Annotated in this window: 14 protein-coding genes; 4 read left to right on the top strand and 10 right to left on the bottom strand. The window is 45.2% G+C overall.

Annotated elements, in window-relative coordinates; translation table 11 throughout:
- Positions 1-66: 66 nt before the first annotated feature.
- Positions 67-648, top strand: coding sequence for a hypothetical protein (locus HWY38_RS15865; RefSeq protein WP_224182179.1), 582 nt, complete (start codon positions 67-69; stop codon positions 646-648).
- 30 nt (positions 649-678) lie between these two features.
- Here HWY38_RS15865 and HWY38_RS15860 read toward each other — a convergent pair whose 3' ends face one another.
- Positions 679-1,089, bottom strand: a complete 411-nt coding sequence (locus tag HWY38_RS15860) for a Fur family transcriptional regulator (RefSeq protein WP_003153018.1) — start codon at positions 1,087-1,089, stop codon at positions 679-681.
- Between the two features lie 123 nt (positions 1,090-1,212).
- Positions 1,213-2,094, bottom strand: coding sequence for a YitT family protein (locus HWY38_RS15855; RefSeq protein ID WP_007408296.1), 882 nt, complete (start codon positions 2,092-2,094; stop codon positions 1,213-1,215).
- 118 nt (positions 2,095-2,212) lie between these two features.
- Here HWY38_RS15855 and HWY38_RS15850 point away from each other — a divergent pair, with 118 nt between their 5' ends.
- On the top strand, positions 2,213-2,467 hold the full coding sequence (locus HWY38_RS15850) for a DUF2624 domain-containing protein (protein ID WP_003153013.1): 255 nt from the start codon (positions 2,213-2,215) through the stop codon (positions 2,465-2,467).
- A 32-nt stretch (positions 2,468-2,499) separates the two neighbouring features.
- On the opposite strand, the gene HWY38_RS15845 is transcribed toward HWY38_RS15850, so the two are convergent.
- Positions 2,500-3,393 (bottom strand): deoxyribonuclease IV, encoded by an 894-nt coding sequence (locus tag HWY38_RS15845; RefSeq protein WP_224182178.1) that lies wholly within the window; start codon positions 3,391-3,393, stop codon positions 2,500-2,502.
- Positions 3,394-3,404: 11 nt separating this feature from the next.
- Positions 3,405-4,721 (bottom strand): DEAD/DEAH box helicase, encoded by a 1,317-nt coding sequence (locus HWY38_RS15840; RefSeq protein WP_224182177.1) that lies wholly within the window; start codon positions 4,719-4,721, stop codon positions 3,405-3,407.
- A gap of 165 nt (positions 4,722-4,886) precedes the next feature.
- Here HWY38_RS15840 and vrrA point away from each other — a divergent pair, with 165 nt between their 5' ends.
- Together vrrA and HWY38_RS15830 are read left to right on the top strand one after the other, a co-directional pair.
- Entirely contained in the window at positions 4,887-5,579 is a 693-nt protein-coding gene (gene vrrA / locus HWY38_RS15835; protein WP_224182176.1) for a VrrA/YqfQ family protein, read from the top strand.
- A gap of 122 nt (positions 5,580-5,701) precedes the next feature.
- Complete coding sequence (locus HWY38_RS15830; RefSeq protein ID WP_029326068.1) at positions 5,702-6,646, top strand: 4-hydroxy-3-methylbut-2-enyl diphosphate reductase; 945 nt, start codon at positions 5,702-5,704, stop codon at positions 6,644-6,646.
- A 20-nt stretch (positions 6,647-6,666) separates the two neighbouring features.
- On the opposite strand, the gene HWY38_RS15825 is transcribed toward HWY38_RS15830, so the two are convergent.
- The 6 genes from HWY38_RS15825 to HWY38_RS15800 form a co-directional block, all read right to left on the bottom strand.
- Positions 6,667-7,788, bottom strand: coding sequence for a Nif3-like dinuclear metal center hexameric protein (locus tag HWY38_RS15825; protein ID WP_224182175.1), 1,122 nt, complete (start codon positions 7,786-7,788; stop codon positions 6,667-6,669).
- Positions 7,781-8,494: a tRNA (adenine(22)-N(1))-methyltransferase gene (locus HWY38_RS15820; RefSeq protein ID WP_224182219.1), complete on the bottom strand. Its 714-nt coding sequence runs from the start codon at positions 8,492-8,494 to the stop codon at positions 7,781-7,783. Before HWY38_RS15820 ends, HWY38_RS15825 begins: the two co-directional genes overlap by 8 nt.
- Positions 8,495-8,610: 116 nt before the next feature.
- Positions 8,611-8,973, bottom strand: coding sequence for a cytochrome c550 (gene cccA, locus HWY38_RS15815; RefSeq protein ID WP_003152999.1), 363 nt, complete (start codon positions 8,971-8,973; stop codon positions 8,611-8,613).
- A gap of 349 nt (positions 8,974-9,322) precedes the next feature.
- Positions 9,323-10,444, bottom strand: coding sequence for an RNA polymerase sigma factor RpoD (gene rpoD / locus HWY38_RS15810; RefSeq protein ID WP_003152998.1), 1,122 nt, complete (start codon positions 10,442-10,444; stop codon positions 9,323-9,325).
- Positions 10,445-10,636: 192 nt separating this feature from the next.
- The gene (gene dnaG, locus HWY38_RS15805) at positions 10,637-12,448 is read right to left on the bottom strand and encodes a DNA primase (protein WP_007408290.1); all 1,812 of its coding nucleotides are present in this window, start codon (positions 12,446-12,448) and stop codon (positions 10,637-10,639) included.
- Positions 12,449-12,469: 21 nt separating this feature from the next.
- Positions 12,470-12,976, bottom strand: a complete 507-nt coding sequence (locus HWY38_RS15800) for a YaiI/YqxD family protein (protein ID WP_007612647.1) — start codon at positions 12,974-12,976, stop codon at positions 12,470-12,472.
- Positions 12,977-13,183 lie beyond the last annotated feature (207 nt).

The following is a 13,183-nucleotide window of genomic DNA, read 5'->3' as shown; positions in this document are numbered from 1 at the left end:
AAACTTTTCTGGTATTGTTAATTGTTTATGTTACACTTGAAGGGATGAATTTATAGGAGTGTGGACATGTTACGGTTAGGTATAGATATTGACGGCACAGTTACGGCACAGGATACATTTGTCCCTTATTTAAACCGCTCATTTCATCTTTCCATTACCTTGGATGATATGACTGATTATGATCTGACGAAGCTTTTGAACATTACAGACGAGGAATTTTGGGAATGGATGAACGTTCATGAAGCAGCCATATATAAAGAAGCGAAGCTCGCGGAATTTGCCAAGCAGGCACTGGACGGACTGAAAGAAGAGCACCGTCTGATCTACATTACGGCAAGACGCGGCCACTTAGAAGATGTTACGCTGGACTGGTTTGCAAACCGGGACATTCATTACGATCACATTGAGCTTGTCGGAGGCCATCATAAAGTGGAAGCCGTCAAAAAACACGGCATTGATTTATTTTTCGAAGATCACCACGGCAATGCGACAATGATCGCAAAAGAAGCAGGCATTCCGGTTATCCTTTTTAACTCCCCATATAATCAGCTCCCCATCGATTCCAATATTATCAGGGTGCAGAATTGGCTTGAAGCCGTCGCCTGGATTAAAAAAAACAAACATAGCTTTCAGCATGTTAAAAGCTGAAAAAAACCTCCTGTATAAGCAGGAGGTTTTTTATCGGCACGCCGGACAGGTGCCGTAAATTTCAAACTTATGGCCGCTGATTTCATACCCTTCCAAATCATCGTGCAGCTTATCCATCGGACAGGACTCAATTTCCTTCGTTTTCCCGCAGGTTAAACAGATAAAATGGTGATGATGATGGGTATAAGAGCATGTAAAACGGAACAGTTTTTCTCCGGAAAGCTCCGTCGTTTCCAAAATGCCGAGTTCTTCATATAACGAAAGATTTCTGTATATGGTATCAAAGCTCAGACCCGGATAGTCGTCATTTAATGCGGCAAGCACGTTTTTGGCGGTCAGATATTTATCAGAATCAGCAAAAAGCTGCAGCATGTCTTCTCGCTTACTCGTATATTTATACCCTTTTTCTTTCAGCAGGTTCAACGCTTCTTGTACGTTCATGAGGACCTCCCCTTTACAACACGGTATCGCTCCAAAAAGAAAATGGCAGCTGTCTGAACAGCAGGCCATTTTCTTATGATGTATCAAATTATACCTATAAAATGATGAAAAGTAAATGAAAGCCTAGTGAATCGCGGTTTTGAACTTACCGCCCCTCGTTTCATGGGTATTCATGATCGTAATAAAGGCGTTTTTATCAATTTCAAACACAATGGATTTCAATTTAGTCACTTCAAGCCTTGTCACGACCGCGTAAATGACTTCTTTGGTTTCATCCGTATATCCGCCTTTGCCCTGAAGTTTGGTGGTTCCCCGTCCAAGCCGGTGCAATATAGCATCTGAGATCTCAGCATATTGCTCTGCAACAATAATGACCGCTTTTGTTTCATCAAGCCCCTGGATGACGGCGTCAATCGTTTTCATGGCAATATAATAAGTCATGAAAGAATACATTGCCTGCTCCGGACCGAACACAAAACCGGCCCAAATGAAAATAAACACATTGATGAGCATAACGAATTCCCCGACTGAAAAGGGCAGCTTTTTCGTGAGAAGGATACCGAGGATTTCAGTACCGTCCATCGAGCCTCCGTTTCGGATGACAAGGCCTACCCCGAAACCGAGCAAAAGCCCGCCGAATACCGTCGCCAAAATAGGCTGGGTCGTAATGGCCTCCACATGGTGCAATGAGGATTCAATCAGCGCTAAACCGACGATTCCGATAACAGTAGAGATGAGAAATGTTTTTCCGATATATTTATATCCGAAAATCATAAATGGAATGTTGAGTAACACAACGAATAAGGCAAAATTGAGGAGGGGATTGGACATAAAGAGGTGGTCTAAAATTAATGAAACACCGATAATGCCTCCGTCGATAAAATTATTAGGGACCAGAAACAATTCAATACTTACGGCGGCTGAACCCGCCCCGATCAGAATCATAATGACCCTGAAGATAAAGTGTAAAAATGATTCTCTTTTATGCTGTTTATTTGGGGTCATAAAATCTCCTTTCCTATAATAACTATTTTAAACAGTAAGCAACTTTATTTTACCATTAAAAGCTGTAACATTTTAATGATCTGCTCAATACATTATGTCTAAAGAGGTGAAAGTATCGATGATTTTAATACAAAGAATTATTTTGCAGCGGCTCAATCAAGTCACTGCGGACGATCTGCTGAAATATTCCAAGCAATACGGAATCAGCATTACAAGAAGTCAAGCGGCTGAGGTAGCGGCTCTGATGCACGGAAAAAACATCAATATTTTTGATGAACAGGAGCGGCTGCGCCTGCTGAAAAAGGTGGAAACGATAACCTCAAAAGAAACGGCGCGGAAAGTTGACGAACTTTTCAATCAATTCTCAGGGTAAGAAAGGAGGGACACCCGCCCCTCCTTTCTTTCTTATTGAGCTGATATTTTTTCAAGAAGCTCCTTATCAAACTGTTTTTCTTTCAGCATTTCGATTTCAAAACGGTACGGCGGCTTCTTATTTTTCTTGTCTTCGCCTACATACGGTGTTTCGAGGATTTTCGGAATATCGGCAAGCTGCTCGTGATGAACGATGTACTGCAGAGCGTCAAAACCGATCTCTCCGAACCCGATATTTTCATGGCGGTCTTTCCGGGCGCCTTTAATATTTTTACTGTCGTTAACATGAAGGACTTTTATCCGATCGATGCCGACGATTTTATCAAACTCGTTAAGAACACCGTCAAAATCATTAGCGACATCATACCCGGCGTCATGGGTGTGGCAAGTGTCAAAGCAGACGGATAGATGTTCATTATGCGTGACTCCCGCAATGATCTCGGCCAGCTCTTCAAAGCTTCTCCCGCATTCTGAGCCTTTGCCCGCCATTGTCTCCAGCGCAATCTGCACGTTTTGCTCGGGAACAATCACTTCGTTTAAACCTTCAATGATTTTTTTGATGCCCGTCTCAGCCCCAGCTCCGACATGCGCTCCTGGATGAAGCACGATCTGTCTCGCGCCGATCGCTGCTGTTCTTTCAATTTCAGAACGCAGAAAATCAACGCCCAGCTCAAATGTTGCCGGATTTGTCGTATTTCCGATGTTAATGATGTACGGCGCATGCACGACAATCTCGTCAATACCGTTTTCCTTCATATGGGCGCGGCCCGCTTCGATATTCAAGTCTTCAATTTTTTTGCGGCGCGTGTTTTGGGGAGCGCCCGTATAGATCATAAATGTATTCGCCCCGTACGAAACAGCTTCCTTGCTTGCGGCAAGGAGCATATGTTTTCCGCTCATTGAGACGTGTGAACCTAATTTCAGCAACCCGATTCCCCCTACTTTCCTCTGTTAGATTGGTTTCTTCTCTGCTTCTTTTTAATTTTTTCCATTTCGTAGCTCATTTTCTTTTTATAGCCCGGCTTTACTTTTTTCGGCTTTTTCACGAGGCGTTTCGCAATTTGGTCAGCCTCATTTGCCGTCTTTTTGCGATTTTTACGGCGGTGGCGGTCATCGCCTTTCTTCCATTCGCCGTTTACAAGCTCCGCATAGTCAAACACAATGCCCATCTTTTCGAGTCTTACGAGCGCATCTTCGTCAGAAAGCTCATAAATGGTCAGTGCTTGGCCTGATGAACCGGCGCGTGCAGTTCTTCCGACACGGTGAACATAAAAATCCAAATCGTCCGGAAGCTCGTAGTTGATGACGTGGCTTACGCCTTTAATGTCAATTCCTCTAGCCGCAAGGTCTGTCGCAATGACATAAGTGAATTCCAGATCATTAATCTGCTTCATTACCTTCTTACGCTCACGCGGCGTTAATCCCCCGTGCAGAAGACCGACTCTCATTCCTTTTTCAGTCAGGTATTTCGCAATATGGTCAGCCGTGTTTTTCGTATTTGCAAACACAATGCCCAGATAAGGGTTCAGATGAGACATCATATCAAAAAGCAGTTTGTCTTTATCACGCTGTTTAGAAGGAACCAACACATGTTCAATCTTTTCGGCTGTGATTCTTTTCGGCTCAACATGCGCGTACTTCGGATTTTCCATATACTTTTTCAAAAACGGCTTCAGCTTTTCCGGAATCGTAGCTGAGAACACAAGCATCTGCAGTTCTTCCGGCATACGCGACCCGATGTAATCAACGTCTTCTAAAAAGCCCATATCAAGCATCAGATCAGCTTCGTCAATGACGAGAGACTGCGCTTTATAGACGTTCAATGCCTGCGCCTTAATCAGATCCGCGATCCGGCCCGGCGTTCCGACGACGAGATGAGGCTGTGTTTTCAGCTTATCAATTGATTTTTGCTTGTCCGTCCCGCCGATGAAGCATTTTGTCCGGATCGGCTCATCTTCCGCACCCTGTGTGATTTTGAGCGCTTCCTGATGAATCTGATTGGCAAGCTCTCTCGTCGGCGCCGTGATAACGGCCTGTACCGTATCAGAACCCGGATCAATCCGATTCAAAATTGGCAATAAATAGGCGTGGGTTTTCCCCGTCCCCGTCTGGGACTGCCCGATCACGCTTTCGTTTTTCAGTACGGCAGGTATCAGACGCTTTTGAATATCTGTCGGTTCATAAAAACCAAGGCGGTGAACTGCATCTATAATAAACGGTTTTAAATTGTATCCATCAAATTTAGTTTCTTTCATTTTTCCCAGCTCCTTAAAGCGGCACATTCTGTGTCCATCATCACATTATAACCGATTTTACTTAAAAACACCATGTCTTGGGGGAATCCTGTTTTCGAGACAGAAAAGCAAATGCCCCCGCCGATGCATATTGTAATAGCAGAGAGACAGAAAGGAGGTACAAGTATGTTTCCACAGCAGCCGATGAGAAATATGGCGCAGCAGGGCCGGCCGTTTATGAATCCGCGTATGATGATGGGAGGAAGACCGTCATTGCCGGGCGGGCAGCTGATGCAGCAGGGCCGGCAGCTTTTCCCTCAGCAGCAGATGGCCGGAGCGGGCCTGAGAAACGCAGGCACGGGCGGCGGAGGGGGCTTAAAAGGGATGCTTTCCCGTTTTTTACCCGGTTCAGGAGGAGGAAGCGCTGCCGCGTCGGCACCGGCGGCCAGCGGAGGAGCAGGTGCAGGACTGCAGGGAATACAGAACCTGGCAAGTCCGGCATCCCTGTCGAGCATGCTCGGCAACGTTCAGAAGGTGCTCGGCGTGGCGCAGCAGGTTACGCCGATGATCCAGCAGTACGGTCCTTTAGTACGGAGTCTGCCCGCCATGATGAAGCTTTACAGCCAATTAAGCAGCAGTGATGACGAGAATGAATCTGACGAGACAAAAGAAACAGACGAACAGGACAAAAAGGATGAAGCTGAAAAAACAGATGAAACAGAAGATGAAACCAAATCAGACGCCTCATCCAAAACATCAAAGAAGACGTCTGAAAAAGCATCCGCTTCAAAAGAAAAAGACGCCGCACAGGCGGACTCAGCGGAACAGCCGCGTCCCAAAAGAACATCGGGCAGATCAAAGCCGAAATTATATATTTAACATTCTTTGATATCTCACGAAAGATTAGCTATAATGAGATCAGAAGAATGCAAGATTTGAGCCGTTTAACTACGGCTTTTTATATTGCCTCTACACTCACTTTTGATAGGAGGACATCTACATTGGACGTTATCAAAATATCGCCGCGCGGCTACTGTTACGGCGTTGTTGATGCCATGGTCATAGCCAAAAACGCGTCACTCGATAAAACACTGCCAAGACCTATATATATACTGGGAATGATTGTTCATAATAAGCATGTCACAGATGCGTTTGAGGAAGACGGCATTTACACGCTTGACGGCACAAACCGTCTGGAGATTTTAAAGCAGGTGGAAAAAGGAACCGTTATTTTCACGGCTCACGGGGTATCTCCGGAAGTAAGAAAAGCCGCTGAGGAAAAAGGGCTTGTTACGATTGACGCCACATGCCCGGACGTCACGAAAACACATGACTTAATCCGAAAAGTAAAAGCTGAAGGCTATCACGTCATATACATCGGTAAAAAAGGCCACCCCGAGCCTGAAGGAGCCGTCGGCGTCGCTCCTGAAATCGTTCATCTCGTTGAAACAGAGGAAGACGTGAGAAATCTCGATATTCAGGCTGAGAAATTAATCGTTACAAACCAAACGACAATGTCCCAGTGGGACGTCCACGATATTATGGAATCAGTCAAAGAAAAGTACCCGTACGTGCAATACCATCAGGAAATCTGCCTGGCCACACAGGTTCGTCAAGAAGCTGTATCAGAGCAGGCAAAGAAAGCGGACTTAACCATTGTTGTCGGTGATCCGAAAAGCAATAACTCCAACAGACTGGCGCAAGTGTCAGAAGAAATCGCCGGAACAAAAGCCTACCGAATCGGAGACATCAGTGAACTGAAGCTCGAATGGCTGAAAGACGTCAATACCGTCGCCGTTACCGCAGGCGCATCAACACCGACACCGATTACAAAGGAAGTCATCCGCTTTTTAGAGCAGTTTGACCACAACGATGAATCGACATGGCAGCTTGAACACAGTGTGCCGCTTAAAAAAATCCTTCCGAAAGTAAAAATAAAAAACTGAGGCCCGGGGCCTCAGTTTTTTTATAAGAAGGTAAATGGGTTTGTATCTGTTTCGGAAGCGAAAATGCGCACATCATAGTTTTTCTCTCCGGCCATTGCCGTAAGCTTCTCAGCCGTGCCTTTTCTCATGATCTTTTCAGCATAATGCCCCGGGTCCACGACGTTTAATCCCATCATCATCGCATCATGCGCTACATGGAAATAAAGATCGCCCGTCACGTAAACATCTGCACCCTTCCGCTTTGCCTGATAAATATATTTATTTCCGTCACCGCCAAGAACCGCGACTTTTTTCACCTTGCTGTTTCGCTCTCCGACCATCCGGACTCCGTTAACGTCAAACTTTTCTTTCACAAACACCGCAAACTCTTCAAGCGTCATACCTTGCTGAAGTTTTCCGATGCGGCCGAGCCCTTTTTCAAGCGGAGACTGCTCTACCGGATAAATATCATATGCCACCTCTTCATACGGATGGCTTTTTTTCAGCGCTTTTACGACGGTTCTCTCCATACTTGCCGGAAAAACGGTCTCAAGTCTCACTTCATGGACGAGCTCCAGTTCTCCCGTCTGTCCGATAAACGGTTCTGCCCCGTCCAGCGGCTTAAAGCTGCCTATTCCCTCAGAGGAGAACGCGCAATGGCTGTAATTGCCGATATGTCCCGCTCCGGCGTTGCCAAGTGCAGTTCTTACAGCTTCTTCATAGTCTTTCGGAACATATACGGCAAGCTTTTTCAGCGGGTCCGAATATGTCGGGACGAGCACCTCTGTGTCTGTCAGGCCGAGAGCTTCGGCAAGCAGGTCATTAACACCGCCGTCCGCCACATCAAGATTCGTATGAGCCGCATATACGGCAATATCATGCTTTATACATTTCTCAATCAGTCTTCCGCCGGGCTGATCAGTGGTGATCTGTTTAAGCGGCCGAAAAATCGGCGGATGGTGGGCGATAATTAAGTCAACTTTTTTCTCAATGGCTTCATCTACCGTTTGTTCCAGAACATCCAATGTCACCATGACATTTTTCACCGGCTTATTCAATGTACCGATCTGCAGACCGATTTTATCTCCTTCCACCGCAAAAGCCTTCGGTGAAAATTGTTCAAACAGCTGGATGATTTCCTGTCCGTTCACATGTTTAGGCATGTCCGATTACCTCCTTCAGCAGAGAAATCCGCTCTTTCAATTCAGCTAATTTTTCATGATTTTCATGCTTTGCGCTGCGGCTGATCTGTTCATAAATTTGTTCAGTATGCTTAAGTTCCTGGCTCCATTTCCGAAGAAACACTTCATTCCTCTCTTTTAATAAAAACGGACCCGCAAGCATTCCGGCAGCCATCGGCACGTCCCGATACGGCGCATCACTGTCGCCAGTTTCCGCAACGAGGATTTCATAACACTTTCCGTCTTCTTCGAGAATCACTTCATCAATCAGTTCATAACCTTCCTGATACAGCCACTCTCTTATATGAATGGCATGAATATTCGGCTGCAGAATCAGCCGTTCACGCCCCGTCAATTTCGTTTTTCCGGACTCCAAAATATGAGCGATCAGCGCTCCGCCCATGCCAGCGATTGTAATGGCGCCGGCTTCTCCTTTTTCAAGGACGCTCAGCCCGTCACCTTTCCTTACGGAGATAAGAGTGCTTAAGTCCAGTTTTTCCACCTGCTGTTTGGCGGATAGATACGGCCCGTCTGTAATTTCACCGGCGATTGCCCGGCTTGCCAATTGATTCAAAACGGCATAGCAAGGAAGATACGCGTGGTCCGATCCGATATCAGCAACCAGGGCACCCGGAGGGATATATTCCGCCACAGACTGCAATCTTTTAGATAACTTCATTTCATTCACAATATCACAACTTTTCTCAGGTTCTTTTTCCTTTACTATCATATAAAAAAACCGCCCGGAATCCAAGCGGCGGATAGAGTTTTTCATATGTCTTTTATATAGGGACCGGTAAAGCTTTATTTAATGTCAGAAACCCATTTTGCCATGTCATCCAGCTTTTCGGCCGGCACAAGGCCCGCGGGCATCCCGTTGCCGCCTTTTTCAATTTTTGTTTTAATCTCAGCGACATCTTTTCTTTTGCCGACGCCTTTTAAGTTCGGCCCTGACACACCTTCATAGTTTTCCCCGTGACAGGTGATGCAGTTCGCTTTATAAATCTCTTCAGGTGAAGCGTTTGCAGTTTCCTTCTCGGCATTTTTGCTTTCACCGCCGCTTGCGATCTGATGCGCATCTCCATTGCCTTTTACAGCTAAAAAGAAAGTCAGCCCTATTCCAAGCACTGCAATGAGCAAAAAAGGAATCAGCGGATTCCACTTCATATCTCCATCCCCCTTTTTCATTCTCCCCCTATGTAAACACTTCTAATTCTAACTTATTTTTACAAAAAGTAAATGGTCTTGCTCAGCAATTTCATTGATTTCACAATTTATACAAAAAGCAAAATAACTGTTTTGTTTATCACAAAATTATCTTTATTCTATTGTATAATGAATTGTATACGCTTACAATAAAGAATATAAATAAACTTATCTCATTTTCCCCCTTTCAGGACATGCCGCATTTTTTCCGAACTCATTTGCAAAACATATGCTTATCCAGTAAAATAAAGGTATATTATCCATATATCTTATACATAAAAAAGAACGGATCAAAAAGACCCGTTCCATTCTATTCGAGAAAATCCTTCAGACGTTTGCTTCTGCTCGGATGTCTCAATTTGCGAAGCGCTTTTGCTTCAATTTGGCGAATACGCTCTCTCGTTACTCCAAACACTTTGCCGACTTCTTCCAAAGTTCTTGTGCGTCCGTCATCCAGACCGAAACGGAGACGCAGCACGTTTTCTTCACGATCTGTCAACGTATCCAGCACATCTTCCAGCTGTTCTTTTAAAAGCTCATATGCCGCATGATCCGACGGAGATGTCGCTTCCTGGTCTTCGATGAAGTCACCGAGATGTGAGTCGTCTTCTTCACCGATCGGCGTTTCTAAAGAAACAGGCTCTTGAGCAATTTTTAATATTTCACGGACTTTTTCAGGTGTAAGATCCATGTCTTCAGCAATCTCTTCCGGTGTCGGCTCTCTGCCAAGATCCTGAAGAAGCTGACGCTGAACCCGGATTAATTTGTTGATGGTTTCCACCATGTGAACCGGGATACGGATTGTTCTCGCCTGGTCAGCGATGGCGCGTGTAATCGCCTGTCTGATCCACCAAGTCGCATACGTACTGAATTTATATCCTTTACGGTAGTCAAACTTCTCGACTGCTTTCATGAGACCCATGTTTCCTTCTTGGATCAAGTCTAAGAAAAGCATGCCGCGGCCGACATACCGTTTAGCAATGCTGACAACTAAACGAAGGTTTGCTTCAGCCAGTCTGCGTTTAGATTCCTCGTCACCCTCTTCAATTTTTTGAGCGTAGGTGATTTCTTCTTTAGCAGAAAGAAGATTTACCCGTCCGATTTCCTTAAGGTACATGCGGACTGGATCATTGATCTTTACGCCAGGCGGTACGCTGAGGTCATTAAGGTCAAATTCTTCTTCGGCTTTGGCAAGCTGTTGAATATTAGGATCTTCCGTTTCTTCATTTTCACTAATTAATTCAACACCTTGTTCTCCTAAAAATTCATAATACTCATCCATTTGGTCTGATTCAATTTCAAAGCTGGACATGCGTTCAGCAATTTCTTCATATGTTAAAACGCCACGTTTTTTTCCAGTTTCAGTAAGCTGCTCTTTTACCTGGTCTAATGTAAGTTCTGTTTCTGTTTCGTGGGTTTGTTTATCAGCCATTATGGATCCCTCCTTCCAAAGCTTGCAACGAATTCTAAAAGCGGTATGTTTCTTATCCGAGCCGGAAGCCTTCTCTCTTTTTCAGCATGCAGGGCTGCGGATAATAAATGACAATTCATGATGAGGTTAAGCGATCTATTTGCTCCTCCGCAAGGAATCATTGCCAATCAGAACGCAAGCCTCTTTTTGGTGTTACTTTAATGATCGGTTCAATGCAACAATTTCTTGAGCCAGAGACGCAGCTTTCACGAAGTCTTTCTGCCTCTCCGCATCCGCTCTTTCTGCTTCTTTTTCCTTTATCATTGACCATTTTCGGTGATCCAACACTTTTTTTACGTAATCGGATAACTCGGCCTCTGAGAGCTCCTCGTTTACTTGGAGCATCCCTATATCTGAAAGCAGCTGGCTGATTTCCTCATCCTGCATTCTCGCCATAAGATGCTGCGGCGTCATGTCAGCCCCCTCTTCATATACAGCGTACAGGTATGCTGCCAGCGCACGATGTCCGTCAATGTTAAATTCAAAGCCGACACGCTCAATCACTTTCTTTATGACGTTTCGGTCTCTCAGCATATGAGCGAGCAGAAGTCTTTCCGCGTTCTCATAGGCGGGACGGAGACGGCGCCGTTTCGCTTTTGTCGTCACCCGGGCCCGTCTTGTCTGCGGTTCGGCGTTTTTGTCGCCGGGGGCGTTTTGTCTGGCGTAGATGGAAAGCTGTTCCGTCAAAGATTCTACCGAAAGAGAAAATTCCGAGGCGAGCTGCTTCACATACATTTCCTGCTCAAGCGACCCGGAAAGAGCGCTGATTTCTTTCAGCACTTCTTTCATGTAAGCGAGCCGGTCTCCTTCGTCAGATAAGTTTTTCCCTTTGCGGAAGTACTGCATTTTAAAAGCCATGACCGTAACGCTTGCATCAATGATATCGGTCCGGAATTTTTCTCCGCCCCGGGTTCTGATATAATCATCAGGATCAAGCCCGTCAGGCAGCATGCTTACTCTTACCTTACAATCGGCTTTCTGGAGCAGGCCGGCCGCTTTCAGCGTAGCTTCGTACCCGGCTTTATCCGAATCGTAGCAGAGAATGACCTCCTGAACATTTCTTCTGAGGATTTTCACATGCTCTTCGGTGAGCGACGTCCCCATTGTGGCGATACTTTCTTTTACGCCTGAGCTGACGGCGGATATGACGTCAGCGAATCCTTCAAACAGAACGGCTCTCTCCTCTTTCCTGATCGGCAGGCGCGCCTTATGAAAGTTATACAGCAGCTTAGATTTATGAAACAGCGGCGTTTCCGGGCTGTTCATATATTTCGGCTGCTGGCTTCCGAGCGCCCTTCCTGAAAAAGCCGCCACGGCTCCGTGGTGATCATGAATGGGAAACATAATTCTGTTTCTGAAACGGTCAAAATACCCGCTGCCGTCTTCCCTTCTGATCAGCAGACCCGCTTTTTCCATCAGTTCTTCCTCAAAACCGCGCTTTTTCAAGAATTTCGTCATGAAATCCCAGGAATCCAGCGCGTAGCCGATTTCAAACTCATCTATGAGCTCTTTCGTAAAACCCCTTGATAAAAGGTAATCTAACGCTTCCTGGCCTTCCTTTGTATTTATTAGCAAATGATGGTAAAATTTCTTCAGAAGCTCGTGGGCTTCCGCCATCTTCTGCTCTCCGGAAGATTCAGGCCTGGATGCAGAGTGAATCGTTATATCATCAGGGAAATCAATCTGATATTTATCCGCAAGGTGAGAAACAGCTTCCGTAAATGAATAGCCTTCCATCTGCCGTAAGAAAGAGAAAACGTTCCCGCCCGCACCGCATCCGAAGCAATGAAAGATCTGCTTATCGCTGGAGACGGAAAACGAGGGCGTGTTTTCCCCGTGAAACGGACAGAGCCCAAAGTAGTTGCGGCCTTGCTTTTTCAATTGGACATAATCACCTATGACTTCAACAATGTCTGCTGACTGCTGCACCTGATTAACTACTTCATCTGGTATGCGGTTTCCCATCTTATAACACTCCGTCGTACATTATTCGATGCTTTGATTTGAAATCCCTTCATCATTCGACAGGATTTTTTTAAGCAGGGTAACAAATCGATTCCGATCTTCTTTATTTAATTTTTTAGGTCCTTTGGAATGAATGCCGCTTCTTCTCATTTTGCCTGACATATGACGGCTCATCAGAGCGAAGTCAATCGTGTCTTCAGTATAAGAACGGCCCCTTTCCGATAAGACGGCAATATTTCTGTTCAGCAAAAGAGAGGCTAAACCGATATCCTGCGTGACTACGACGTCTCCCGATCTCACATGGTTTGCGATATATAAATCTGCCGCTTCTTTATGAGGATCAACGTATACCCAGTTCTCGTCTTTGCTTCTGGAAAGCTGGTAGTGTTCAAATGATGCGACGAAAATAACCCGAACGCTGTATTGCGATGCAATGAGCATTATTTCCTCTTTTACGGGGCATGCGTCTGCATCGACAAAAATCGTCTTTTCTTTTTCATTTAGAAGACTAATTCTCCATCCCTCCATCAATCTCCTGCATAAAAACAAGCGAAATCGCATATGCTCCATGACTGCGGATCTATTTTGAGCTTTGTCGAAAAATTTCCGGGAGTTATTCTTGACATCTTACCCATAATAGTTTATTCGTATCACACGAAGCTTAAACCTAAAAATAAACATTTTATCACAATTTTTTATTATAATACAAACTTCGTGAAGATGCCATCCTTTTTG

This window comes from Bacillus sp. KS1 (genome assembly GCF_020075515.1).
GTDB classification, from domain to species: domain Bacteria; phylum Bacillota; class Bacilli; order Bacillales; family Bacillaceae; genus Bacillus; species Bacillus velezensis.
The sequence above is the reverse complement of the archived record's forward strand: the minus strand, read 5'-3'. Positions and strand labels throughout refer to the sequence as shown.